Annotated in this window: 22 protein-coding genes; 9 read left to right on the top strand and 13 right to left on the bottom strand. The window is 69.7% G+C overall.

From position 1 onward, the window contains the following. Positions 1 to 123: 123 nt before the first annotated feature. On the bottom strand, positions 124 to 1290 hold the full coding sequence (locus I4Q42_RS20400; RefSeq protein ID WP_198577930.1) for an MFS transporter: 1167 nt from the start codon (positions 1288 to 1290) through the stop codon (positions 124 to 126). 99 nt (positions 1291 to 1389) lie between these two features. Here I4Q42_RS20400 and I4Q42_RS20395 point away from each other — a divergent pair, with 99 nt between their 5' ends. Beyond that, positions 1390 to 2385: a LysR family transcriptional regulator gene (locus I4Q42_RS20395; RefSeq protein WP_198577929.1), complete on the top strand. Its 996-nt coding sequence runs from the start codon at positions 1390 to 1392 to the stop codon at positions 2383 to 2385. Positions 2386 to 2515: 130 nt separating this feature from the next. On the opposite strand, the gene I4Q42_RS20390 is transcribed toward I4Q42_RS20395, so the two are convergent. The 5 genes from I4Q42_RS20390 to I4Q42_RS20370 form a co-directional block, all read right to left on the bottom strand. Next, positions 2516 to 3118, bottom strand: coding sequence for a hypothetical protein (locus I4Q42_RS20390; protein WP_198577928.1), 603 nt, complete (start codon positions 3116 to 3118; stop codon positions 2516 to 2518). 117 nt (positions 3119 to 3235) lie between these two features. After that, positions 3236 to 4282 carry an aspartate-semialdehyde dehydrogenase gene (locus tag I4Q42_RS20385; protein WP_198577927.1) on the bottom strand — a complete coding sequence of 349 codons (1047 nt, stop codon included), beginning with the start codon at positions 4280 to 4282 and terminating at the stop codon, positions 3236 to 3238. Positions 4283 to 4380: 98 nt separating this feature from the next. Beyond that, complete coding sequence (locus tag I4Q42_RS20380; RefSeq protein WP_198577933.1) at positions 4381 to 4458, bottom strand: hypothetical protein; 78 nt, start codon at positions 4456 to 4458, stop codon at positions 4381 to 4383. A 113-nt stretch (positions 4459 to 4571) separates the two neighbouring features. Next, entirely contained in the window at positions 4572 to 5240 is a 669-nt protein-coding gene (locus tag I4Q42_RS20375) for a hypothetical protein (RefSeq protein WP_198577926.1), read from the bottom strand. A gap of 244 nt (positions 5241 to 5484) precedes the next feature. Then, complete coding sequence (locus I4Q42_RS20370) at positions 5485 to 6156, bottom strand: glutathione S-transferase family protein (RefSeq protein WP_198577932.1); 672 nt, start codon at positions 6154 to 6156, stop codon at positions 5485 to 5487. Between the two features lie 135 nt (positions 6157 to 6291). Between I4Q42_RS20370 and I4Q42_RS20365 the strand changes: the two genes are divergently transcribed. The 3 genes from I4Q42_RS20365 (at position 6292) to I4Q42_RS20355 (ending at position 8431) form a co-directional block, all read left to right on the top strand. Then, the gene (locus I4Q42_RS20365) at positions 6292 to 7329 is read left to right on the top strand and encodes a ribonucleotide-diphosphate reductase subunit beta (protein ID WP_198577925.1); all 1038 of its coding nucleotides are present in this window, start codon (positions 6292 to 6294) and stop codon (positions 7327 to 7329) included. 80 nt (positions 7330 to 7409) lie between these two features. Further along, positions 7410 to 8273, top strand: a complete 864-nt coding sequence (locus I4Q42_RS20360) for a 2-dehydropantoate 2-reductase (RefSeq protein WP_198577924.1) — start codon at positions 7410 to 7412, stop codon at positions 8271 to 8273. Next, on the top strand, positions 8270 to 8431 hold the full coding sequence (locus I4Q42_RS20355; RefSeq protein WP_198577923.1) for a hypothetical protein: 162 nt from the start codon (positions 8270 to 8272) through the stop codon (positions 8429 to 8431). Before I4Q42_RS20360 ends, I4Q42_RS20355 begins: the two co-directional genes overlap by 4 nt. A gap of 46 nt (positions 8432 to 8477) precedes the next feature. Here the strand turns inward: I4Q42_RS20355 and I4Q42_RS20350 are convergent, their stop codons facing one another. Then, the gene (locus tag I4Q42_RS20350) at positions 8478 to 8888 is read right to left on the bottom strand and encodes a DUF6491 family protein (protein WP_198577922.1); all 411 of its coding nucleotides are present in this window, start codon (positions 8886 to 8888) and stop codon (positions 8478 to 8480) included. Positions 8889 to 9204: 316 nt separating this feature from the next. After that, entirely contained in the window at positions 9205 to 10458 is a 1254-nt protein-coding gene (locus I4Q42_RS20345) for a dicarboxylate/amino acid:cation symporter (protein WP_198577921.1), read from the bottom strand. Between the two features lie 327 nt (positions 10459 to 10785). Between I4Q42_RS20345 and I4Q42_RS20340 the strand changes: the two genes are divergently transcribed. Beyond that, positions 10786 to 12240, top strand: coding sequence for an AMP nucleosidase (locus I4Q42_RS20340; RefSeq protein ID WP_198577920.1), 1455 nt, complete (start codon positions 10786 to 10788; stop codon positions 12238 to 12240). Positions 12241 to 12327: 87 nt separating this feature from the next. Here the strand turns inward: I4Q42_RS20340 and I4Q42_RS20335 are convergent, their stop codons facing one another. Together I4Q42_RS20335 and I4Q42_RS20330 are read right to left on the bottom strand one after the other, a co-directional pair. Beyond that, positions 12328 to 12780, bottom strand: coding sequence for an energy transducer TonB family protein (locus I4Q42_RS20335; protein ID WP_198577919.1), 453 nt, complete (start codon positions 12778 to 12780; stop codon positions 12328 to 12330). Between the two features lie 99 nt (positions 12781 to 12879). After that, the gene (locus I4Q42_RS20330) at positions 12880 to 13638 is read right to left on the bottom strand and encodes an alpha/beta fold hydrolase (RefSeq protein ID WP_198577918.1); all 759 of its coding nucleotides are present in this window, start codon (positions 13636 to 13638) and stop codon (positions 12880 to 12882) included. Positions 13639 to 13713: 75 nt separating this feature from the next. Here I4Q42_RS20330 and I4Q42_RS20325 point away from each other — a divergent pair, with 75 nt between their 5' ends. After that, positions 13714 to 14487 (top strand): tyrosine-protein phosphatase, encoded by a 774-nt coding sequence (locus tag I4Q42_RS20325; protein WP_198577917.1) that lies wholly within the window; start codon positions 13714 to 13716, stop codon positions 14485 to 14487. A gap of 32 nt (positions 14488 to 14519) precedes the next feature. Here I4Q42_RS20325 and I4Q42_RS20320 read toward each other — a convergent pair whose 3' ends face one another. Beyond that, positions 14520 to 15371, bottom strand: a complete 852-nt coding sequence (locus I4Q42_RS20320; RefSeq protein ID WP_198577916.1) for an N-acyl homoserine lactonase family protein — start codon at positions 15369 to 15371, stop codon at positions 14520 to 14522. A 136-nt stretch (positions 15372 to 15507) separates the two neighbouring features. On the opposite strand from I4Q42_RS20320, the gene I4Q42_RS20315 reads away from it, so the two are divergent. The 3 genes from I4Q42_RS20315 (at position 15508) to I4Q42_RS20300 (ending at position 20051) form a co-directional block, all read left to right on the top strand. After that, positions 15508 to 16410 carry a helix-turn-helix transcriptional regulator gene (locus I4Q42_RS20315; protein WP_198577915.1) on the top strand — a complete coding sequence of 301 codons (903 nt, stop codon included), beginning with the start codon at positions 15508 to 15510 and terminating at the stop codon, positions 16408 to 16410. A gap of 72 nt (positions 16411 to 16482) precedes the next feature. Continuing rightward, positions 16483 to 19275 carry an aminodeoxychorismate synthase, component I gene (gene pabB / locus I4Q42_RS26675; RefSeq protein WP_408611110.1) on the top strand — a complete coding sequence of 931 codons (2793 nt, stop codon included), beginning with the start codon at positions 16483 to 16485 and terminating at the stop codon, positions 19273 to 19275. Further along, a complete protein-coding gene (locus tag I4Q42_RS20300) occupies positions 19272 to 20051 on the top strand; it encodes an aminotransferase class IV (protein WP_198577913.1) in 780 nt (259 codons plus the stop codon). Before pabB ends, I4Q42_RS20300 begins: the two co-directional genes overlap by 4 nt. Here the strand turns inward: I4Q42_RS20300 and I4Q42_RS20295 are convergent. Together I4Q42_RS20295 and I4Q42_RS20290 are read right to left on the bottom strand one after the other, a co-directional pair. Continuing rightward, a complete protein-coding gene (locus I4Q42_RS20295) occupies positions 20046 to 20597 on the bottom strand; it encodes a TadE/TadG family type IV pilus assembly protein (RefSeq protein ID WP_232793313.1) in 552 nt (183 codons plus the stop codon). The two genes, I4Q42_RS20300 and I4Q42_RS20295, sit on opposite strands and share 6 nt — an antisense overlap. After that, positions 20594 to 21178 (bottom strand): TadE/TadG family type IV pilus assembly protein, encoded by a 585-nt coding sequence (locus I4Q42_RS20290; RefSeq protein WP_198577911.1) that lies wholly within the window; start codon positions 21176 to 21178, stop codon positions 20594 to 20596. The genes I4Q42_RS20295 and I4Q42_RS20290 overlap by 4 nt, the downstream gene beginning before the upstream one ends. Between the last annotated feature and the right edge of the window lie 117 nt (positions 21179 to 21295).

Raw genomic sequence — 21295 nt, 5'->3', positions numbered from 1 at the left:
TATGGGGGAGGTGGCCCGGAGGGCCGGAGGGGGGACGTTTTCAGCCGCCGCTGCTTGGGCCGAGTTCGTACCACTCCCCTCTCCGTCGCCTTCGGCGACACCTCTCCCACGGGGAGAGGATCTCTACGCCGCCGCCAGTCTGCTCCTCCGCTCCAGCCCCAGGCTCACCCCCGCCAGCACCAGCGCGCCCAGCGGCACCAGGGCGGCGATCGGGGCGATGGCGGCCAGGCCCAGGCCGTGGGCGATGACCGCGCCGCCCAGGGCCGCGCCGATGGCGTTGCCGAGGTTGAAGGCGGCGATGTTGAGGCTGGACGCCAGGCCCTGGCCCGCGCCGCCGGCCTGGCTCAGCACCCGCATCTGCAACGGGGCGACGGTGGCGAAGGCGGCCGCGCCCAGCCCGAAGGCGGCCAGGATCGCGCCGATCTTGTCGTGGAACGCCCAGCCGGCGGCCAGCATGACCACGGTCAGGAGGGCGATGGATCCGGCCAGGGCCGCGTTCAGGTTCTTGTCGGCCCAGCGGCCGCCCAGCAGGTTGCCCGCCACCAGCCCCGCGCCGAACACCAGCAGGATCGGCGACACCGCGCTTTGCGAGAAGCCGGCCAGCTGCGTGAGGATCGGCTGGATGTAGGTGAAGACCGCGAACACCCCGCCGAAACCGAGCACGGTCATCACCAGGCCCAGCTGCACCTGCGGACGGGCCAGGACGGCGAACTCTTCCTTCAGCGGCGCGGGCTGCGCGGCCTTGTCGCCCTTGGGGACCAGCAGGGCCAGGATCCCGAAGGCGACCGCGCCGATGGCGGCCACCGCCCAGAAGGTCGAGCGCCAGCCGAAGGCCAGGCCCAGCCAGGCCCCGAACGGCACGCCCAGCAGGGTGGCCAGGGTCAGGCCGGTGAACATGATGGCGATGGCCGAGGCCTTGCGCTCGGGCGGCACCAGCGAGACGGCGACCAGCGAGCCGACGCCGAAGAAGGTCCCGTGCGCCAGGGCGGTGACGATCCGCGCGGCCATCAGCAGGCCGAAAGTTGGGGCCAGGGCGGCCGCGAGGTTGCCGATCGTGAAGATGGCCATCAGGGCCAGCAGCGTCGTCTTGGGCGGCAGGCGGCGCGTGGCCAGGGTCAGCACCGGCGCGCCGACGAAGACGCCCAGGGCGTAGCCTGTGGTCAGCCAGCCGGCCGTCGGGATCGAGACGCCGAGATCGGCCGAGACCTGCAACAGCAGGCCCATGATGACGAACTCGGTGACGCCGATGCCGAAGGCGCCGACGGTCAGGGCATAGAGGGCGAGGGGCATGGCCGCCGGCTCCGGTGATTGTTGGAACCGTCAGATAGCGCCGCCGCCTTCGATGAATTAGATTGCCGGAAGGATCATCACTTGTGACTTGAAGGCGCAATGGCGCGGCAGGAAATCAATCGTACGGCCGAGATGGAGGTCTTCGTCCGGGTGGTGGAGCAGGGCGGCTTCTCGTCCGCGGCCCGCAGCTTGCGGATGACCCCGTCGGCGGTCAGCAAGCTGGTCGCCCGGCTGGAGGCGCGGCTGGGCGCGCGGCTGGTCAACCGCTCGACCCGAAAACTCACCCTCACCGCCGAGGGCCAGACCTTCCACGAGCGTTCGCTGAGGGTGCTGGCCGATCTCGACGAGGCCGAGCGCGCCGTGGCCGCCAGCGCCGCCCCGCGCGGTCGGGTGCGGGTCAATGCCAGCGTGCCTTTCGGCCAGCACTACCTGCTGCCCCTGGCCCCGCGGTTCCTGGCCGAGCATCCGGACATCCAGCTCGACATCACCGTCACCGACCAGGTCATCGACCTGATGGATGAGCGGGCCGACGTCGCCATCCGGGTCGGGCCGATGCGCGCCTCGCAGCTGATGGCCCGCAAGATCGCCCACAGCCGGATGGTGCTGGTCGCCTCACCCGCCTACCTGGCCGGCGCCGGGACGCCTCGGCATCCCGACGATCTCGGTTCCCACCAACTGGTGACCTTCAACTTCGCCCGCCACTGCGACTCCTGGCCGTTCCTGATCGACGGCGAAGGGATCTATCGCCCGGTCCACGGCCGGGCCGAGGTCGGCGACGGCGAGAGCGCCCGCACCCTGGCGCTGGCCGGCCAGGGGATCGCCCGACTGTCGGTGCTGCACGTCGGTCCCGACATCGCCGCCGGCCGCCTGGTCCCGGTGCTGGAGGCCTTCAACCCCGGCGACATCGAACTGACCCACGCCGTCTATGTCGGCCACGGCGGCCAGCTGCCGGCCCGGGTGCGGGCGTTCATCGACTGGCTGGCGCGGGAGGTGAGCGTGGGCAGGGGCGAACCGGCGGCGCTGGCGGATTTCGCACACCAAATCCCTCTCTCTGAGAGAGAGGGAGGGGCCCGCCGCGCAGCGGTGGGAGGGTGAGTGGTTACGGCGTGCCGGCACTGCGCTCGCAACGGCGCCAAGATCGTCCAGGGGCTTCGCCTACCCACTCACCCTCCCACGCCTGCGGCGCGGGCCCCTCCCTCTCTCCATGAGAGAGGGGATCACGGTCCTACCCCGCCGCCTTGCCGTAGGCGCTGATCGCGACGGCCATTTCCGGGGTGGCCTCGACCACCGGCGCGGCAGGCGCTTCGGGCGCGGCGGCGCCGGCCAGGCGGGCCTGGGCTTCGGCCGAGAGCGTGACGGTGTCGCGCGGCGTCGACGACGGCTGGGCCGCGTCGAGGTCCGATTGCAGGCGCGAGCGATAGTCGGCGACGCTGGCCGGACCCTTGGCGCCGGGCACGCCCACCTGCAGCGAGGCGACGATAGTCTGGTCGGTCTCCGACAGGCCGTCGAAAGCCTCGATCGCCTTCTGCTGCGGGGCCGGCGGGGCCGCGTCCGATCCCGCCCAGGCGGCCTTGGTGAAGGTGTTGAGCGCCGACTGCACGGTCTTGGCGAACGGCGAGTCGTTGAGCGCGGAGGCCAGGCTCGCCCGCTCCGCATAGCCGGCCCCGGCCCAGCTGTTGGACAGGGCGTGATAGGCGCCCAGCTGCTGGTCCAGCCCGACCGACCCCGTGGTGTCGTTGAGCGCCGCCGCGGCGGCGACCGCCCCGCCGGGATAGGCGACGGCGGAGGCCGAGCCCGTCTCGGTCGTCGAGAGCTGCGAAATCTTCATGTCGGGGCCAGTGTCGCGCGGGCGCGATGAAGGCGGCGTGAACGTGGGGGTTGCGACCTGCTGTCGCGGGGCCGGAAAAGGCGGCCCCCGCCCGAAGACGGGAGCCGCCTCGCCGCGTCAGCCGCCGACCAGCACCTCGGCCACCTGCACGGCGTTCAGCGCCGCGCCCTTGCGCAGGTTGTCGCCGACCACGAAGAGGGCCAGGCCGTGCGCGACGGTCGGATCGGGGCGCACCCGGCCGACGAACACCGGGTCCTGGCCGGTGGCGGCCAGCGGGTTGGGCACGTCGTCCAGCACCACGCCCGGCGCGTTCCCCAGCAGCTCGAGCGCCTGCGCGACCGAGATCGGCCGCTCGAACTCGGCGTTGATCGACAGGGCGTGGCCGCTGAACACCGGCACCCGCACGCAGGTGCCGCTGACCGGCAGGTCGGGCAGGCCCAGGATCTTGCGGCTTTCGTCGCGCAGCTTCAGCTCCTCCTCGGTATAGCCGTCCTCGCCCAGCACGTAGTTCAGCGGCACCACGTTGTAGGCCAGGGGCACGGCCCACTTCTGCGGCTCGGGCAGGGGCGCGGCGTCGGGCGACAGGGCCAGGCCGTCGAGGTCGCCGGCGGCGCCGGCTCGCAGTTGCTCCGACAGCACCCGGATGCCTTCGACCCCGCCGCCCGAGGCGGCCTGATAGGTGCTGACGGTCAGGCGCTGGAGGCCGGCGTGGTCGTGCAGGGGCTTCAGGGCCGGCATGGCGGCCATGGTGGTGCAGTTAGGGTTGGCGATGATCCCCTTGGGCAGGTGGGCCAGCGCCTCCGGATTGACCTCGGCCACCACCAGCGGAACGTCCGGGTCCGAACGCCAGGCCGACGAGTTGTCGATGACAATCGCCCCGGCCGCGGCGGCCTTGGGGGCCAGTTCGCGCGAGGTGTCGCCGCCGGCCGAGAAGAACACGATGTCGAGGCCGGCGAAGTCGGCGCTGGCGGCGTCCTCCACCGTCACCGACCCGTCCTTCCAGGCCAGGGCCTGGCCGGCCGAGCGGGCCGAGGCGAAGACCCGCAGGGAGGCCAGCGGGAAGTCCCGCTCGGCCAGCAGCTTCAGCATCATGCCGCCCACCAGGCCGGTGGCGCCGACGACGCCGACGTGCGGCGGGTTCGAACGGGAAAACTTGGGGCTCATGATCGTGCGTCTCCTGGATGAGGGAGCGCGGGGAGCCGTCAGATCTCGTGGTGTGAGAGCCGCCCCGCGCAGTGCGGGGCTGGTCTGAGGATGCTCGCTTAGATCGCGCACATACCCGCCGCCCCGCCGAAGCGGGTCGTTTTGCGGGTAATAATTTTGGTCGCGGCGAAGGACATCGAGCGGGTTGATAGCGGTGAAGCTGGCCGGCGTAAAGCGGCGCTCTTGCCTCACTCTATCGCCTGGAGAAATGCGGTGCTTGTGGTCGGGGGAGGTGCCCGGATTCAAATCCCTAAGTATGCAGGACTAGCGGCGGCCGTTTTGGCATCATTTCTCTCAGTGTGCCTGGGCGTAGAATGTGGCTATTCCATTTTTCCAGCTTTTCATAAGCGGGATCGGAACTAGCCATCGCGAATATGTGAAGGTTGGAATGGAAGCTAACCAAGGCGGCCACGATCCCTCTTCCATCGGTGTTGTATCGGTAAGCAAATTGATCGGGCACAGACCAAGTGCCCTGATTGAGTGAGGCTCCAATTGGCAAGATCGAAAGGAGGGCGTGGGCTTCATGTTCCGCCAAGCCAGCATTGAGGTACCATTTTACCTCGATCCGCCCATCTAGCGGTATGGGCTCGCCGGTGTGCTCGCGATAGAGAGCCATCGCCAATTTGGCTGAGAACGTCTTGAGGTATGCTTCTGCTAGTGGACCGTCAGCACTTGTTTGGATGCGCTCCTGGATAATACCGGCCGGTGACTTGATCCATTTTCTTTCGATGCGGTCATTATCAAAAAGTTCAGATCTTACACCTGGAGCCATACGTTCAAGAGTGTTTAAGCGGTCGCGCGCTTCGTAGGTGCTCCAATGATCGAAGGGGCCAAAGGCGCTTAAGCGGGCGAAGAAGCTAGCTGCAAGGTCGGCTGGGCTCGTTCCGTTGTTGCAGTCAGCACAAGCCGCGAACTCCATGCCGTTCGGTCGAGATTTTTCTCGAAACATAGCTCTCGGAGGCATGTGCTCGATCTGCGTTGGTTTATTTTCGCAGTAAATGCAGCGAGTTTCCGACGCGATGAGAGCTGATAGGTTGCGGCTTTTGGTCCTTGCTTCCCCCATGAGATCTGCCTTTATCTGCTATTAGATTTATACGGAGAGCCTTGAGGTCCTCCACATATTTGAGAGATTCGCGCCACCTTCTCCCGCAAGGGGAGAAGGATCAGGTTTGAGCCCCGTTCCTCTCCCAGCCGTCCACGAACGGGAACCGCTTCTCCCAGAAGTCCGCCAACCGCGGATCGGCGTCCACCCGCCGCACCACCTCGGCCATCTTCGGCGCCCGGTCGTAGAACCGTACCCGCCGCGAGCCCCAGCGGCTGACGACGGCGACATAGAGGTCGAGCACGGTCAGGTCGTCGCCGAGGATGTAGGCGCCGGGCTCGACCTGGGCGTCCATCATCGCCCAGCAGTCGGCGATGCGGTCGGCGGTGGCGGCCTTGACCCGAGCCTGCGCCTCCGGATCCGGCCCAGCCAGCCGCGAGGGATCGTCGCGCACCCAGAACAGCGAATAGATCGAGGCCGGGATGAAGGTCATCCAGCGCAGGAACTGCCCACGGCGCGGATCGCCGACGGCCGGCCCCAGCTTGGCCTCGGGGTGGTTGTCGGCCAGCCAGATCAGGATCGCCGCGCTCTCGGTGATGGTCTCGCCGTCGGGGGTGACCAGGGCCGGGATCTGCTTCATCGGATTGACGGGGGCGACCTTGGCCTGCTGCGCGGCGCCTTCCCAGGTCGGCGCCTCGATCACGGTGTAGGGCTGCCCCAATAGCGACAAAGTCGCCTCGACGGGCACGGAGCCGGAGCCAAGCGCGCCATAGATGGTGTAAGCTGGATTCATCATTCGTTACCCATTCTGCCCACAACATCTTGTGGCCTGAGGCAATCTGACCACTAGATGGCGCGGGTCTCCCTGCGCTATCTAGATCCTACCCGCCCGCTCGATTCGAGTCCGACCCGCTCTGGAGGCCGTCCGATGTCCGCTTCGCTGATCACCACTCCCGGCCTCCTGACCCCCTCCGGCGCCTACAAGCCGTTCCGCTATCCCTGGGCCTACGACTTCTGGAAGAAGCAGCAGCAGGTCCACTGGATGCCGGAAGAGGTGCCGCTGGGCGAGGACCTCAAGGACTGGGCGGTCAAGCTCAACGACAAGGAACGGAACCTGCTGACGCAGATCTTCCGCTTCTTCACGCAGTCGGACATCGAGGTGGCCGACAACTACATGGAACGCTACGGCCGGGTCTTCAAACCGACCGAAGTGAAGATGATGCTCTCCTCGTTCGCCAACATGGAGACCATCCACATCGCCGCCTACGCGCTGCTGCTCGAGACGATCGGCATGCCGGAGAGCGAATTTGGCGCGTTCATGGAATACCAGGCCATGCGCGACAAGCACGACTTCATGCAGAAGTTCGGCGTCGACTCCAACGCCGACATCGCCCGCACCCTGGCCATGTTCGGCGGCTTCACCGAAGGCCTGCAACTGTTCGCCTCGTTCGCGATGCTGATGAACTTCCCGCGCTTCAACAAGATGAAGGGCATGGGCCAGATCGTCTCGTGGTCGATCCGCGACGAGAGCCTGCACTGTGAAGGCATCATCAAGCTGTACCACGCCTTCAACAAGGAAACCGGCGCGGTGACCAAGGCCGTGGCCGACGACATCGTCGACTGCTGCAAGACCGTGGTCGGCATGGAAGACGCCTTCATCGACCTGGCCTTCGAGGCCGGCGAGGTGCAGGGCATGACGCCCGAGGACATCAAGTCGTACATCCGCTTCATCGCCGACTGGCGCCTGCGCCAGCTGGACCTGCCGGAAGTCTACGGCGTGAAGGAAAACCCGCTGCCCTGGCTGCAGTCGCTGCTCAGCGGCGTCGAGCACGCCAACTTCTTCGAGGCCCGCGCCACGGAATATTCCAAGGCCGCGACCAAGGGCCAATGGCACGGCGCCGACGGCGTGTGGTCCAGCTTCGAAGGCATGCTCAAGAAGCGCGCCGAGACCAGCCTGGTCGATTGATCGGTTCGCTGGAACAGTCATGACGTCGTGAACGCCGCCGGCTATGCCCGGCGGCGTTTTCGTTTGGGAAGGAGCGCGGTATGCGCATCGCGGTGATCGGTCCGGGCGCGGTCGGCGGAACCCTGGCGGCCTGGCTGTCTCTGGCCCACGAGGTCACGCTGTGCGTCCGCACCGCCTTCGAGCGGTTGGAGGTCGAGACGCCGGAGCGGACCCTGGTCGCCACGCCGACGGTGCTGACCGATCCCGCGCAGGCGACATCGGTCGACTGGGTGCTGATCGCCACCAAGACCTATGACGCCGCCGGCGCGGCCGCCTGGCTGGCGGGACTGGTGGGGCCGGGCACCCGGGTGGCGGTGCTGCAGAACGGCGTCGAGCATGTCGAGCGCTTCACGCCCTACCTGCCCGCCGAACGCATCACCCCGGCGGTGGTCGACATCCCGGCCGAGCGCACGGCCCCGGGCGTGATCCGCCAGCGGCGCCTGGGCTGGATCAAGGTTCCGGCCGGCGAGGCGGGCCAGGCCTTCGCCGACCTCTTCGCCCACACCCCGATCGCCGTGGAGCCGACCGACGAGTTCAAGGCCGTGGCCTGGCGCAAGTTGGCGCTCAACTGCGCCGGCGCCGTCAACGCCCTGGCCCTGAAGCCGTCCGGCATCTCGCGCCGCGACGACATCGCCGCGATCATGCGCGACCTGATGGCCGAATGCATCGCCGTCGGCCGGGCCGAGGACGTGGACCTGCCAGACAGCCTGCCCGACGAAGTGGTGGCCGGCTATCGCTCGGGGCCGGCGGACGGGGTCAATTCCCTGCTCGCCGACCGCCTGGCCGGCCGCCCGATGGAGATCGACGCCCGCAACGGCGTCATCGTCCGCCGCGGCGCGGCGCACGGGGTGCCGACCCCGGTCAACGCCATGATCGTGGCGCTGCTGGAGGCGGCGGGGGAATGACACGAGTAGGGCGCTGGATCCTCGCGGCCCTGGCGATCGCGGTCCTAGCGGGCGTGGCCTATATCCGCTGGTCCCCGTCGGTCGCCCAGGACGTCTGCCTGGATGGCGGGGGGCGCTGGCTGGACGGGGCCTGCGTCGATCGCCGCCCGGGCGGTTGATCCACGCGCCGATGCATGCGCGGGACCAGCCGGCCTGGCGGATGGATTACGGCCGGTCCTTCTTGGGCAGGGCGGCGATCTCTTCGGGGGTCAGCTTGGTGATGGTCTTGGCGCGGATCGGCATGGCGAAGCCGCTGCCGTCGGCGACCTTGAGGTCGAGGTCGAGCGGGGCGCAGACGGTGTCGATGCCGCGCACGGTCGAGATCAGGTAGCTGCCCGGCGAGGTCAGCTGGTTGGTGCCCCACGACAGGTCGACGCGATAGACGTCGCGGTTGCGCACCTTCATGTAGAGGGTGTTCTTGTCGGGCGCGCTCCAGCCCTGCCAGTCCGACAGCTGGAAGCACTGGCGCTTGGCCTTCTGCGGCGCGGCCTCGTCGCCTTCCGTGGCGGCCAGCACCGGACCCGCGAGAAGCGCGCCGGCCAGGCCGGCCAGGGCGATGGTTTTCAGCTTGACCATGGCGTTCATCCTAAAGGTCCCTCGCGTGAAAGATTGGGCCTGGCGAGGTCGCCGTCAATGGCAAAGGCGTGCTGTTTTCGTCGAGGGGAGGGGGATGTTTTTGCGAGCGCGTGCGCCTGCCCCGTTTTTCTTCCTTTTCTCAGAAGTCATCGCCCGCTTCATGCGGGCGACCCAAGCTGAGTGAGCCAACCCTGAGAGGCCGCTTGGGTCGCCCGGACAAGCCGGGCGATGACTTCTAAAGGGGGAAGGGCGGCAAAAAGAAAAAGGGCGAGACCGCGAGGTCCCGCCCTTCCCTGAAACAGCTGGGACGTGAGGATCAGGCCGTAGCCGCCTGCTCCTCCGGCTGGATATCCTCCAGCTCTCCCTCCCACTTGGCCACCACGGCGGCGGCGACCGAGTTGCCCACCACGTTGGTCGCCGAGCGCCCCATGTCGAGCAGGTGGTCGACGCCGAGCACCAGGGCGATCCAGGCCTCGGGCAGGCCGAAATAGGTCAGGGTGGCCATGATGACGACGAGCGAGGCGCGCGGCACCCCGGCGATGCCCTTGGAGGTCACCATCAAGAGCAGCAGCATGAAGATCTGCTGCTGGATGGTCAGGTGCACGCCATGGGCCTGGAGGATGAACATGGTGGCGAAGGTGCAGTAGAGCATCGAGCCGTCGAGATTGAACGAATAGCCCAGCGGCAGGACGAACGAGACGATGCGGCGGCGCACCCCCACCTTGGGCAGGGTGTCGAGGATGCGGGGGTAGGCGGCTTCGGAACTGGCGGTGGAGAAGGCCAGCAGGGCCGGCTCGCGGATCACCCCGAACAGGGCCACGGCCCGCTTGCCCAGGATCAGGAACGCCGCGCCGAACAGCAGCACCCACAGGGTGGCCATGGTGGCGTAGAAGCCCAGCACGAACTTGGCGTAGGTGGCCAGCATGCCCAGGCCCTGGGTGGCGATGGTCGAGGCCAGGGCCGCGAAGATCGCCAACGGGGCCAGCTTCATGACAAAGCCGGTGACCTTCAGCATGATCTGGGCGCACTGCTCGACCAGGTGCAGCACCTGCGGGGCCTTGTCGTCGAGCGCCGCCACGGCGGTGCCGACGAACAGCGAGAACACCACGATCTGCAGGATCTCGTTCTTGGCCATGGCGTCGAAGATCGAGGTCGGCACCAGATGGGTGATGAAGCCCTTGAGGGTGAAGGCCTCGGTGGTCGCCGCCGGCTTCGAGGAGACCGCCGCCTCCACCAGATGCAGGCCATGGCCCGGCTGCAGCAGGTGGACCATCAAGAGGCCCAGCAGCAGCGACACGGCCGAGGCGCCGATGAACCAGCCCAGGGTCTTGGCCCCGATCCGGCCGACCGCGGCGGCGTCCTCCATGTGGGCGATGCCGGCCACCAGGGTGGTGAACACGAGCGGGGCGATGATCATCTTGATCAGCCGCAGGAAGATGTCGGTGATCAAGCCGAGGTTCGAGGCCGCCGACTTGGCGCCGTCCGCGTCGAGGAACTGGTTGCACCCCCAGCCGACGAGCACCCCCAGCACCATCGCGCCGATGATCAGATAGGCGAAGCGTTTGTTCATGCGGGCCCCCTGGCGCGCCGTCGGCGTCGACGGAAGTGTTCTGGCTATGGAGGAAAGACGCGCGAGATGGTCCGCGCCGCCATTCGCTCCTTATTTGAGCATTTCCGCCCTTGTGGCCGACGAACCTGGGTTCGTCCATGCCCTACAGGTGATCCTGCCCGGCTTGCATCGCGCCACGCCGGATAAACAGGCGGACCTGTCGAGACCGAAGGCCGTTGCCCGTTCCCGGATTGACCCGGGACGGAGCGGCCTCGCTAAGTAAGAAAGTTTTCCACCTGGGCCAGCCGCCCGTCTCGCCAATGTCGTGAAATGTCGCTATAAAGACCCATGTCAAACCAAGAAAAAGCGATCGCCGTCGTCGAGCGGCTCAACTCCGAATACCAGCGCGCCGTCGAGGCCCTGCGCACCGCCCTTAGGGCCTATCTCGAACATGGAACCCGCCCGGACCCGCAGATGCGGTTCGATGGCTCGTTCACCTATCCCGAGCTGCGCCTGACCTACGACCCCGAGGCCCTGCCGCCGAAACTGGCGCGCGCCTTCGCCCGGGTCAGCCGTCCGGGCGTCTATTCGACCACCATCACCAAGCCGGCCCAGTTCCAGGACTACCTGGTCGAGCAGCTGTCCCTGCTGATGGACGATTTCGAGGTCGAGATCGAGGTCGCCCGCTCCGAGCAGGAGATCCCCTATCCCTACGTGCTGGACGCCAGCATCGACCTGAACCAGGCCGACGTCCGCAGCGAGGACATCGCCCGCTTCTTCCCGACGACGGACCTGGCCTTCATCGGCGACGAGATCGCCGACGGCGTCTGGAACCCGGCGCTGGAAGAGACCCGGCCGCTGGCCCTGTTCGACGGCCTGCGCACCGACTTCTCGCTGGCCCGCCTGCGCCACTACACCGGCGCGCCGGCCGAGCACGTGCAGCCGTTCATCCTGTTCACCAACTACCACCGCTATGTCGACGAGTTCGTGCGCTGGGGCGTCGAGCAGCTGAAGAAGCCCGATAGTCCGTACACGGCGCTGTCGTGCTCGGGCGGCGTGGTGGTGACGGCCGAGACGCCGAACGCCGAGCAAGCGATCGCCGACGGGGCGTGGCGCAAGCACCAGATGCCGGCCTACCACTTGATCGCCCCGAACGGTCAGGGCGTCAGCCTGGTGAACATCGGCGTCGGCCCGTCCAACGCCAAGACCATCTGCGACCACCTGGCGGTGCTGCGCCCGCAGGCCTGGCTGATGATCGGCCACTGCGGCGGCCTGCGCGACACCCAGACCATCGGCGACTACGTGCTGGCCCACGCCTATCTGCGCGACGACCACGTGCTCGACGTGGTGCTGCCGCCGGAGATCCCGGTGCCGTCGATCGCCGAGGTGCAGCGCGCCCTCTACGACGCGGCCAAGGCGATCAGCGGCGACACCGGCCAGGAGCTGAAGAAGCGCCTGCGCACCGGCACCGTGGTCACCACCGACGACCGCAACTGGGAACTGCGCCACAGCCTGTCGGCCCTGCGCTTCAACCAGAGCCGCGCCGTCGCCATCGACATGGAAAGCGCCACCATCGCCGCCCAGGGCTATCGCTTCCGGGTGCCGTACGGGACGCTGCTGTGCGTGTCGGACAAGCCGCTGCACGGCGAGATCAAGCTGCCGGGCCAAGCCAACGCCTTCTACGAGCGGGCGATCAGCCAACACCTGCAGATCGGCATCCTGACCTGCCAGCTGCTGCACGAGGAAGGCCCCAACCTGCACTCGCGCAAGCTGCGCGCCTTCGACGAGCCGCCCTTCCGGTAGGAGCGACACGTCGGAAACGACGAAGGGGCGGTGGTCATCCACCGCCCCTTTTTCATTGGCTATCGGCGTCGCGCGCCACTGTCGGAGTCACTGCGGCGGGGTGAAGTTGAGCGGGATCCGCACCACGCCCCCGGCGGTGGAGGTTCCTTCGTCGGTCTGGCGGCTCATGCGGAAATAGCGGCTGAGGTCCAGCGCCGCCTGGCCGAAGCCGTACCCGGCGGGCGTCTCCTCCACGACCGAGCAGGTTTCGAGGCCGCCCTTGGGGCCGACCGTGCACTCGATCACCGCCCGGCCGCCGATATAGGCGCGCTTGGCCGCGGCCGGGTAGAAGCGGGCGAAGTCCCCGAAATCGGGCTTCCGCGTCCAGTGGGGGCGGGTGACCTGGGGCTGACCAGCGGGAGCCGGAGCCGGAGCCGGAGCCGGAGCGGGATCGGCGGCCCGAGCCGCGCCGCCTGCGGCGAACAGGGCAATCAGGCCAAGCACAGCGATGGGGGCGACGACAATGCGGCGCCTGTTGGGAACGCTTACGGCGCGCGCCATGGTCGATGACTTTCACTGGGCCTTGCTAGACCGCCAATCGCGGCAAGCTTGAGCCTTGCAGCTTTGGCGGGTGTCGGCGGAAGCGTCAATCGCCGGGTCCTAGAGTTCCGTCCGCTCCAGAAACCCGACGATGCCGGCCGCCAGGGCCGGCTCCATGACCGCGCTCAGGTGGTCGCCGGGCACGCGCTGGGCGCGGCCGTCGGGGAGCAGGGCGGCCAGGGCCTCGGCCGAGCCGTTGTCGTCGTCGCGCTGGCCGGCGATGACCAGGGTGGGGACGTCGATGCGGGCGATGTCTTCCGCCGGGGTCGGGACGAAGGCGTTGAGCACGCCGAGCATGGCTTCGGGCTTGAGGTTTCCCGCCGCCATCATCGCCTGGACGCGGCGGCCGGAGCGGGGATCCCTGGCCTGCTCGCCGTGGCGGATGGCGTCCTCGAACATCGCCGCCCGCTCGCCCGCGCCCATCAGGCCCGAGGCGCCCATGCCGGCCAGCACCAGCCGCTCGGGCCGGGCGCTGCGCACCATCATCCGCGCCGCCGTGCGCGCGCCCAGGGAGTAGCCGACGAGGTCGTAGTCGATCAGGTGCAGGTGCGACACGAGGGCCAGCTGGTCCAGGGCCAGCACGTCGGCGGGCCAGGCGGCGGGATCGGTCGGCGCGTCGGAGCGGCCGTGGCCGCGCAGGTCCGGGGCGATCACCTTGCGGCCGGCCTGGGCCAGGGCGTCGGCGATCCCCGGCAGGAACCAGTTGCTCTCGGCGCTGGCCAGGAAGCCGTGCAGCAGCAGGGTCGGCCAGCCCTCGCCCAAGGTGCGATAGGCGATGGAGACGCCGTCGAAACTCTGGAAACGCTGCACCGGGACCATGCCGACAGTTTCTGCGCAGATGCACGATCCGTCCAGAGTCTCGATTTCGTCGCGACCTGCGACTACATCGGGGGCATGACCCGTCACATCCCCCTGCAAGGCGTCGAGAACTTCCGCGACTTCGGCGACTACGCCGCCGGCGCGGGCCGGATGAAGAAGGGCCTGCTGTTCCGGGCCGCCCACCAGGCCGCCGCCACCGATGCCGACCTTGAGGCCATTGCCGCCCTGGGCCTGGTCGCCATCGTCGACCTGCGCCGCGCCCAGGAGCGCCAGCGCGAGCCGTCGCGCCGCTGGAAGAGCTTCGCCGCCGAGGTGATCGACAACGACCTGGGCGGGGAGGGCGACGATCCCTGGCAGACCTTCCTGCGCGGCTGGGATCATTCGGAGGCCGACCTGCGCGGCTACATGGTCGAGTCCTATCGCCGCAAGCCCTTCACCCCGCGCCATGTCGATCTCTTCCGGCGCTATTTCGCGGTGCTCGCTAAGGCCAGGGGTCCGGTGCTGATCCACTGCGCCGCCGGCAAGGACCGCACCGGCCTGCTGGCCGCCCTGACCCACCACCTGGCCGGGGTGTCGCGCGACGACCTGGTCGAGGACTACCTGGCCACCAACGATCCCGAACGTTACGCCCGCATCGGCGAGGGCATCGGCCGCTACCTGGCCGGCTACACCGGATCGGTCCCGCCGGAAGCGGCGATCCGCGCCGCCCTGGCGGTGGAGGCCGAGTACATCCTGGCCTCAATCGAAGCCATCGAGGCCGCCCACGGCTCGATCGACGCCTATCTGGAGACGGTGCTGGGCGTGGACGCCCGGACACGCGAGGCGATCGCGGCGCACATCCTGGCTTAGCCGGGGGCTGGCTTAGCGGGGGGGCGGGCGGCCTAGCGGGACGCCTCGGGAAAACGCGCCAGCCGCGGCACGTCTTCGGGGTCGTGCTGGACGATGATCCGCGCCTTCAGCGCAGCCGCCAGTTGCGCGAGGCGATCGATCGACGCCAGGGAGCCGGCGCGGTCGGTGTTCCAGGTCGGCACGCGGCGCGGGGCCAGCTGGGCCTCCAGGTGGGCGACGTCGCCGCTGAGGATCACCGCGCCGGTTTGAGGAAGCCGCACCAGCAGCGCCTGCTCGCCGGGCGTGTGGCCGGGCGCGGCGAGGATGGTGACCGAGCCGTCGCCGAACACGTCGCGGTCGCCCTGCACCGGGTCGGTCACGCCGTCGCCGGTCAGCCAGGGGGCCAGAAGGCTGGGATCGGCGAACGGCGGCGATCCCGCGCGCAGGGCAGCCAGGTCCGCCGCGCCGATCAGCAGGGTGGCGCGCGGGAAGAGGGCGGCCTGCCCGACGTGGTCGAAGTGATAATGGCTGATCGCCAGCCGGCTGATCTGCTCGGGACGCACGCCGATCGCGGCCAGCTGGCTTTCCAGGTCCCGATCGAGGGTGGCGCTGATCGGCTGATTGTTCAGCGGCTTGTCCAGCAGCGCGCGCGGCAGGCCGGCGTCCCACAGCAGGTAGTCGTCGCCGTGCTGGACGAGATAGCAGCCGTTGCTGAGCCGCCGCGTCTGGCCGGCATAGGCGCTGGTATCCGACAGCGGCGAGGCGTCGTTCATCTGGATCCGGCCGCAGTCCAGTCGCCACAGGCGCAGCGCCGCCGGCGCCGCGGCCTGGGCCGGGATCGCGGCCAAGGGGGCGGCGAGGGTCAGGAAAAGGCTCGTCGTCAGTTTCAGCCAGGCTCTACGCATGTCGTCCTCACTCGTGGATCTGGCGGCTGGACTAGGCCGCGCGGGGGCGGGGCAAGGCCCCCGGGCGCTCTCGCATGAGCCCGAAACGCTCGCTTTGCGGCTTGCCAGGCCACGCCCGTCCGTCGAAGGCTGGGGCATGGCCCTCGACCCCTTCCCGATCGCCGACAAAAGCCTGCGCCAGGCCCTGCTGGCGCGACTGGCGGCGCTGAGGTCCCAGGGTGCGGCGGGCGCCCATCACTACGCCGGATCGAACGGCGGCGCGGTGTTCGGCTATTGCTGCTTCGTCCGCGAGCGCATCGCCCAGTTGCGCCTCGCCGATCCGCTGATCGTCGTCGTGCTCAGCGGCGCCAAGGAGCTGTGGGCCGGCGAGCGCTGCGAGCGCCTTCCGGCCGGCGTTCCCTTCGTGATCCCCGCCGGCGTGACCTTCGACATCGTCAATGCGCCCGACCCCGTCACAGGGCGCTATGAGTCCGTCGCCATCACCATCGACGAGGACCTGAGGCGATCGGCGCGCCGGCTTGCGGGAGCCGGGGACGAACCGGGCCGCGCCGGACGCGGGGTTTCCGGGCCGGCCATCGCCTTGACGCCGGATCTGGTCGAGGCGTTCGGCCACGCCGCCGCCGCCCTGACCGATCCTAGCCAAGCCACGGCCTTGGCGCGCCACCGGATCCTCGAGATCCTGCTGCTGGTGCGGCGGGCGCCGGCCGCCGCCGGCCTCTTCGCCGCGACGATCCGCGCTCGGGCCGAGGAGATCGTCCGCCAGGATCCCGGGCGGACCTGGCGGGTCGAGGCCCTGGCGCGGGCCATGGGCCTGGGGGCTTCGACCCTGCGGCGACGGCTGGCGGCCGAAGGCGGATCGTTCCGCGAACTGCTGCTGGAGACCCGGATGACCACGGCCCAGGATCTGCTGACCCACGACGCCTACAGCGTGGCCCAGGCGGCCCAGGCGGCCGGCTACAGTTCGCGGTCGCACTTCGCGAGGCGTTTCCGCGCCGCTCATGGCGTGCGGCCGGGCCGCCTTCGCGTGAAGAATGCGTGACAAACGCGTGTTCGCGGATCAGGCTCAACCCTAGGGCCGCGCCAAGACGGCCCTTGGTGGGAAGGAAAAGGCATGAGCGAGGTCCTGGACGGCGCGCCGTCGCGCCTGGGCGTCGGATCAGTCGCGGCGCGCACGCCGCTGACGCGGGGCGGTCTATCCTGGGTGCTGCACCAGGGCTCGCGCGACGTCTATGTGGTGCTGATCAACATCTACATCTTCGCGCCCTACTTCTCGGGGACGCTGGTGGGCGACCCGGTGAAGGGCCAGACGATCATGGCCCAGATCACCACGGCCTACGGCCTGCTGGTGGCCCTGACCGCCCCGGTCCTGGGCGCGACCATCGAGCAGTACGGGCCGCGCAAGCCGCTGATCACCGTGGTGCTGACCGCCATGCTGCCGCTGCTGGCCCTGCTGTGGTGGGCCATGCCCGCCGGCGGCCTGCCGATCGGCGCGACCATCGCGATCCTGGCCCTGCTGGGCCTGACCTATAATTGGGGCGACGCCCTCAACAACGCCCTGCTGCCCCGGGCGGCGGCGAGCCCGGACCAGGCGCCGCTGCTGTCGGGCCTGGGCTTCGCGCTGTCCAACGGCCTGTCGGTGCTGATGCTGGCCCTGATGCTGTGGGGCTTCGTGCTGCCGGGCGTGGTCGACTGGCCCGGGATCCCCGGAACGCCGCTGCTGGGCCTGTCGTCCGACAACCACGAGCCCAGCCGACTGGCCGGACCGCTGTCGGCCCTGATCATGGCCCTGGGGGCGATCCCGTTCCTGCTGTGGACGCCGGACGCGCCGCGCACCGGCCTGTCGCCGCGGGCCAGCCTGGCGGCGGGGCTGAAATTGCTGCGTGACACCTTCGCCAACCTCAAGGGCCATCGCGACGTGGCCACCTTCCTGGGCGCGCGGATGCTCTATTGCGACGGCATGACCGCCCTGCTGGTGTTCGGCGGGCTGTTCGCCGCCGGGGTGATGGGCTGGGGCGCGCTGGAGATGCTGGTCTACGCCGTGTCGCTGAGCACGGTGGGCGCGCTGGGCGGCTTCCTGGCCCCGATGCTCGACCGCAAGCTGGGACCCCGGCGCGCCGTGCAGCTCGAGATCGCCGGCTGCCTGGCGACGCTGATCTGCCTCCTGGGCATGGGCCGCGACCGGATCCTCTATGTCTTTCCCTACGACCCCGCCGCGCCAGCGGTGTGGGACGGGCCGCTGTTTCGCACCGCGCCCGAGCTGATCTATCTGGGCCTGGGCCTGGTGATCGCCGTCTGCGTCACCGCCCAATACGCCTCGAGCCGGACCCTGCTGGTGCGCCTGGCCCCGCCGGACCGCACGGCGGCCTTCTTCGGCTCTACGCCCTGTCGGGCACGGCGACGGTGTGGCTGGGCTCGGCCCTGGTGGCGGCGGCAACCTCGATCTTCCACAGCCAGACCGCCGGTTTCCTGCCGATCGTCGCCCTGCTGGCGCTGGGCCTTGTCGCCCTGTTCGCCGTGCGCGGCGGCGGACGCGAGGCTTGAGGCCGTAGCCGGACGCGCCTATCACCCGGCGATGCGCGACGTCGCCCTCATCGCCGCCCCCTGGCGCGACCCTCTCTGGGCGGCGGCCCCCTGGCGGGACGAGCCCTTCGCCTGCGCCCTGCTGTCGGGCGGGGCGGGCGAGCGGTGGTCCTACCTGCTACGCGATCCCGACCAGACGCTGGTCCTGCCGCCCGAAGACCGCCGCGACCCGTTCCAGGCCCTGGCCGCCCTGGTCGGCCCCGCACTGCCCGCCGATCCCGAAGGCCCGCCGTTCCAGGGCGGGGTGGTGGGCCTGGCCGCCTATGAGCTGGGCGACCGGATCGAGGCGCTGGACCTGCCGCGCGGCGGCTGGCCCGACCTGGTCTGCGCCCGCTATCCCGCCCTGCTGGCCTTCGACCACCTGGCCCGCACAGTCGTCGCCGTTGGGCGCGGCGAGGGCAAGGCCCAAGCCGAGGCCCGCGCCCGCGCCGCCCTGGCCTGGCTGGACGCCCCGGCCCGCGATCCGTTCGAGGGCCGGCTGTGCGAGGCGCTGGAGGGCGAGCCGCCGGCCGCCTACGAGGCCGCGGTGGCCCAGGTGGTCGAGCGGATTCTGGCCGGCGAGATCTTCCAGGCCAATATCGCCCGGGCCTGGCGAGGCCGCCTGGCCGCCGGTGCGGACCCCTTCGACCTTTTCGTCCGTCTGCGGAGCACCAGCCCGGCGCCGTTCTCGGCCTGGCTGCGCCTGCCCGGGCGGGCCATGGTCTCCAACTCGCCCGAGCGGTTCCTGAAAGTGCGCGGCGGGGCGATCGAGACCCGTCCGATCAAGGGCACCCGGCCGCGCGGGGGCACGCCCGCCGAAGACCGCGCCCTGGCCTTCGAACTGTCGGCCAGCGCCAAGGACCGGGCCGAGAACCTGATGATCGTCGACCTGATGCGCAACGACCTGGCCCGGGTCAGCCCGGCCGGTACGGTGCGCACGCCCGAACTGTTCAAGGTCGAGACCTTCGCCAACGTCCATCACCTGGTCTCGACGGTGGAGGGCCGGCTGAAGCCCGGCCTCGGCGTCGCCGACCTGCTGCGGGCGACCTTCCCGCCCGGCTCGATCACCGGCGCGCCCAAGGTCCAGGCGATGAAGGTGATCGCCGGCCTGGAGGGGCCGCGCGGCCCCTATTGCGGTTCGCTGTTCTGGGCCGGGTTCGACGGGGCCTTCGAGTCCAGCGTGCTGATCCGCAGCGTCGCCCTCACCGAGGAGGTCGGCGGCTGGCGGCTGGAGGCCAAGGCAGGGGCCGGCATCGTCGCCGACAGCGATCCGCTGTCCGAACGGCTGGAGGCCGAGGCCAAGATCGACGCCCTGCGCCGGGCGCTGACCGGGGAGGGGACATGACCATCGACGGGGTTCCACTCACGGACCGCGGCCTGCTGCTGGGCGATGGCCTGTTCGAGACCCTGCTGACGGTGGACGGCGCGGTGCGCCATCTCGAGGCCCATCTCGATCGCATGGCCGCCGGCTGCGAAGCCCTGGGCCTGCCGCCGCTGGACCGTGACGCGGCCCGGAGCCTGGTCGAGGCGGCGCCGGCCGCGGCCGGGCTAACCGCCGGCCGCGCGGCGGTGCGCCTGACCCTGACCGCCGGCTCGGGCGGGCGCGGGCTGGATCGGCCGGAGGCGCCTGTCCTGCGCCTGCTGGCCGGCTGCGCTCCGGCTCCGCCCGCGGGGGCGCCGGCCGAGGCGATCATCGCCACGGTGCGCCGAAACGAGGGCTCGCCCGCCTCGCGGCTGAAGACCCTGGCCTATCTCGACAACGTGCTGGCCCGGAGCGAGGCCCGGGCGGCCGGCGCCGACGAGGCGCTGATGCTGAACAACCGCGGCCATCTGGCCTGCGCCAGCGCCGGCAACCTGTTCTGGCTGGACGGCGAGGCCCTGGCGACGCCGGCGGTGTCGTGCGGGGTGCTGGCGGGCCTGGCGCGCGGGCGCGTCATCGCCGCGGCGCGGGCCATGGGCCTGGCCGTGACCGAGGTCGAGGTCGGCCCGGAGGCGGTGGCTGGCGCCCAGGCGGCGTTCCTGACCAACAGCCTTACCGGCGTGCGGCCGCTGCTGCGGCTGGACGGCCGGACGCTGGGCGGGGATCCGAGGGTCGCGGCGCTGACCTCGGCGAGCCTATGACGTCGCCCAGGCGACGCTGTCGGACTTCCGGGGGCGCAGGTAGAAGCTCTTCTTGAAGACGAACTTGGTCCCCAGCAGCTTCAGGGTCGGCACGTATTCGTAGCTGACGCTGCTCATGATCACGCTGGCGCTGGCCGGCAGCAGGTCGGGCGAGACGTAGCTCACGACCGCGCCCTTGGCGGGACAGTCGGTCGGGCTGTTCTTGGGCGCGACCCAGGCGATGGTGTCCTTGCCGTCGCTGTCGGAAACGACGCTCGCCACGCACCAGCGCAGGGTGGTGGTCGCGAACGGGCGCATCACGGTGTTGCCGATCTGGAAGATGTCGTCGACGCGCGCCTGGGTGATGGTCGGGTTCTGGGCGGCGATGTCGCCCATCAGCGAGGCGGTGTTGCCCAACCGGCGCTTGGCCATGAAGGCCTGGGTCATCTCGCTCATGCCGAAGTACAGCAGCACCAGCAGCGGCGCGAGCACGGCGAATTCCACGGCCACGGCGCCGCGGATCTCGCGGGCGAAGCGGCGGGCGGTCGAGGCGGGGCGCGCGGTCATGGGCATGTGACGGCGCTCGCCGTGGTGTTGTTGTAGGGCTCGTTCACGAAGGCGGTGGCCGAGGTCAGGGTGCGCTTGCCGTTGGCCGTTTCCAGGGCCTGCGACAGCAGCGGCACGATCAGCGGCCAGTCGAAATAGGCGCGCACCACCACCAGCGAGGCCGGGCCGCCCGGATCCCAGCAGGTGTTGGTCGGCGTGGTCAGGCTGGTGGTCGAGGCGAAGGTCGAGACGGTGCGCACGTCGATGCGCAGGGCCGAGGGACACATATCCGTCAGCAGGCCCATGTTCTTGCAGACCGCGGTCTTGAAGGTGGCCGCCGTGCCGCCGGTGGTCTGCACCTCGCCGGTGCGGATCTGCCGGCCCGAGCCCGTGACGGCCTCGTCGAGGGTCAGGGTGGCGAAATAGACGAAGCCCAGTTCGAACAGGCCGAAGAACAGGATCAGGAACGGCACGAGCAGCAGGGCGAACTCGACGGCCGTCGCGCCGCTCTCGTCATGCGCCAGGGCGCGCGCGCGGCCGAACGACGGGCGGCGGGCGGCGAGCCTGAGGCGGGCTCCGAACGATCTGGGCGGATTCCGCATGAGACGGTCCATGTCTGCGATCGGGCGACCTTAGCGGCGTCTCCCTAACCGGCTCCTAACCGGCGCGCCCGGATCTCATGGAAAGCGCGCGCCCGGGCAGGGGCCCGCGCGCGCTCA

Source organism: Caulobacter hibisci, from assembly GCF_016135805.1.
Classification (GTDB): domain Bacteria; phylum Pseudomonadota; class Alphaproteobacteria; order Caulobacterales; family Caulobacteraceae; genus Caulobacter; species Caulobacter hibisci.
Note: the sequence above shows the minus strand (reverse complement) of the source record. Positions and strands in the feature narration are given on the sequence as shown.

Bases quoted from the DNA above. Each gene is read 5' to 3' on its own strand.
- I4Q42_RS20400 (WP_198577930.1), bottom strand. From the start codon at position 1,290: ATGCCCCTCGCCCTCTATGCCCTGACCGTCGGCGCCTTCGGCATCGGC.
- I4Q42_RS20395 (WP_198577929.1), top strand. From the start codon at position 1,390: ATGGCGCGGCAGGAAATCAATCGTACGGCCGAGATGGAGGTCTTCGTC.
- I4Q42_RS20390 (WP_198577928.1), bottom strand. From the start codon at position 3,118: ATGAAGATTTCGCAGCTCTCGACGACCGAGACGGGCTCGGCCTCCGCC.
- I4Q42_RS20385 (WP_198577927.1), bottom strand. From the start codon at position 4,282: ATGAGCCCCAAGTTTTCCCGTTCGAACCCGCCGCACGTCGGCGTCGTC.
- I4Q42_RS20380 (WP_198577933.1), bottom strand. From the start codon at position 4,458: ATGTCCTTCGCCGCGACCAAAATTATTACCCGCAAAACGACCCGCTTC.
- I4Q42_RS20375 (WP_198577926.1), bottom strand. From the start codon at position 5,240: ATGGAGTTCGCGGCTTGTGCTGACTGCAACAACGGAACGAGCCCAGCC.
- I4Q42_RS20370 (WP_198577932.1), bottom strand. From the start codon at position 6,156: ATGAATCCAGCTTACACCATCTATGGCGCGCTTGGCTCCGGCTCCGTG.
- I4Q42_RS20365 (WP_198577925.1), top strand. From the start codon at position 6,292: ATGTCCGCTTCGCTGATCACCACTCCCGGCCTCCTGACCCCCTCCGGC.
- I4Q42_RS20360 (WP_198577924.1), top strand. From the start codon at position 7,410: ATGCGCATCGCGGTGATCGGTCCGGGCGCGGTCGGCGGAACCCTGGCG.
- I4Q42_RS20355 (WP_198577923.1), top strand. From the start codon at position 8,270: ATGACACGAGTAGGGCGCTGGATCCTCGCGGCCCTGGCGATCGCGGTC.
- I4Q42_RS20350 (WP_198577922.1), bottom strand. From the start codon at position 8,888: ATGGTCAAGCTGAAAACCATCGCCCTGGCCGGCCTGGCCGGCGCGCTT.
- I4Q42_RS20345 (WP_198577921.1), bottom strand. From the start codon at position 10,458: ATGAACAAACGCTTCGCCTATCTGATCATCGGCGCGATGGTGCTGGGG.
- I4Q42_RS20340 (WP_198577920.1), top strand. From the start codon at position 10,786: ATGTCAAACCAAGAAAAAGCGATCGCCGTCGTCGAGCGGCTCAACTCC.
- I4Q42_RS20335 (WP_198577919.1), bottom strand. From the start codon at position 12,780: ATGGCGCGCGCCGTAAGCGTTCCCAACAGGCGCCGCATTGTCGTCGCC.
- I4Q42_RS20330 (WP_198577918.1), bottom strand. From the start codon at position 13,638: ATGGTCCCGGTGCAGCGTTTCCAGAGTTTCGACGGCGTCTCCATCGCC.
- I4Q42_RS20325 (WP_198577917.1), top strand. From the start codon at position 13,714: ATGACCCGTCACATCCCCCTGCAAGGCGTCGAGAACTTCCGCGACTTC.
- I4Q42_RS20320 (WP_198577916.1), bottom strand. From the start codon at position 15,371: ATGCGTAGAGCCTGGCTGAAACTGACGACGAGCCTTTTCCTGACCCTC.
- I4Q42_RS20315 (WP_198577915.1), top strand. From the start codon at position 15,508: ATGGCCCTCGACCCCTTCCCGATCGCCGACAAAAGCCTGCGCCAGGCC.
- pabB (WP_408611110.1), top strand. From the start codon at position 16,483: ATGAGCGAGGTCCTGGACGGCGCGCCGTCGCGCCTGGGCGTCGGATCA.
- I4Q42_RS20300 (WP_198577913.1), top strand. From the start codon at position 19,272: ATGACCATCGACGGGGTTCCACTCACGGACCGCGGCCTGCTGCTGGGC.
- I4Q42_RS20295 (WP_232793313.1), bottom strand. From the start codon at position 20,597: ATGACCGCGCGCCCCGCCTCGACCGCCCGCCGCTTCGCCCGCGAGATC.
- I4Q42_RS20290 (WP_198577911.1), bottom strand. From the start codon at position 21,178: ATGCGGAATCCGCCCAGATCGTTCGGAGCCCGCCTCAGGCTCGCCGCC.